General features: G+C 28.1%; 2 pseudogenes. Both read right to left on the bottom strand.

Annotated elements, in window-relative coordinates:
* Nucleotides 1-549: pseudogene (locus tag AVBRAN12642_RS09655) on the bottom strand (hypothetical protein); the annotation flags it as partial.
* A 161-nt stretch (nt 550-710) separates the two neighbouring features.
* A pseudogene (locus AVBRAN12642_RS09650) lies at nt 711-1,507 on the bottom strand (hypothetical protein); the annotation flags it as partial.

The raw sequence follows: 1,507 nt of genomic DNA, 5'->3' as shown, positions 1-1,507 counted from the left end.
TATTCTCACTGTTTCTCTATAAATATAATTTTTTGCTTGTAAATTTTTTGCAGCACTTTCTACCCAAGAATTAATTATACCTCTAACTTTACCAGTTGTAAAATCAACAGCTCTTGCATTTAAACTATAACTGTAAGCTCTTCCAAATAATTGTGGTGTTTTTGTCTGAGTAAATGCTATTGCTGGTAATTCATTAGGCAATAAACCTTTTATTGAGTCACCAAAATTATTTTTTTCAATAATGTTTGGAGTATAATTATCTCCAAAATAATTATTATATCCAGCTATAGCAGTTTTCTTTAATTCATTTCTAGTATAATTTACTATAAAAATAGTTTGCAACATTGTTGAGTTGCTGATAGTAGTTCCTATATATTTAAAAGTATATCCACCACGAACTTCGCTCATTTGCTCTGGGTTTAATACCTTAACACCTAATGAATTATCGCTTATAGCACCTTTGCTAATATCTGCTAATAAATCATTAGCATTAGCACTTAAGCCTAAAACGGCAACTAAAGATAAAACTTTTAATGTTTTCTTAAACATTATCTCTCCTTTGTTTTAAAATAAAATCTCATAATACTTTAACTAATTTTAAATAAAACTTAATATTAAAAATATTATTAATATTTGTTACTTTTCGTAATATTTTTAAATAATTCATAATTTTAAATTCCTTTAAAATTAATGGAATTTGAAATAGGAATTTAAACTTTTATATCAAATAAACTTATATTTTTTTGGCTGTATTGTAAAGCCGCTTGTAAAAACTCTTCAAATGTTTCGTAATTATCTATATCTTTAGGAGCTTTTAGGTTTTTACCACTTAGCATTTCATATAATAATTTTTGCATTAGCTTTTGCCACTCATCTTCTTTACCTATCTCATAGCGTTTTGTATTGTTTGGCTTTATCATACCCCAATCATCATCTGTGCGATACGGGTCAAATGGGTCGCTGTAGTCATGTCCCATTTGCTTAGCATAATTAGTTTTTTCACCTTCTACTAAAATATAATTATTATATAAAACAGCAGCTAAAAGTCCGCCTTTGCTATACTCGCCTTGCTCATTTTGGTAGTTTTCTTTATGTGGGTCGTAGATAAAACTACATATACTATCTAACCACGCATCATAATTATTTACAGGTGGTTCTACTTTATGAAAAATATCATCTTGTGCAAACAAGCCAGATAAATAATTAGTAGCTCTATATTTTGAATCAAGCCTACAATAATCTGTCATTTTTACATAGTCTTGATAATCTTCTAATTTATCAAAAGTCTTTGTAATAGTTAAACTTCTTTTATCCATTTCAAAAAAATGTGAAGTTTTCCAAAGCTCATCAGAGCTAAAAAAATCCTTTGAGTTTAAAAACTCATCGCCTAAAACTCCTTTTAAAACTTTATAAGCATTGCTTGCACTTTTTACTATATCTATGTTATGACGCATTTTGTATATCGGTGGGTTTGCTTGGTTATTTTTTTCTACAAGGGAAAGCATTG

It is taken from the genome of Campylobacter sp. RM12642 (genome assembly GCF_020137635.1).
Lineage (GTDB): Bacteria > Campylobacterota > Campylobacteria > Campylobacterales > Campylobacteraceae > Campylobacter_E.
The sequence above is the reverse complement of the archived record's forward strand: the minus strand, read 5'-3'. Positions and strand labels throughout refer to the sequence as shown.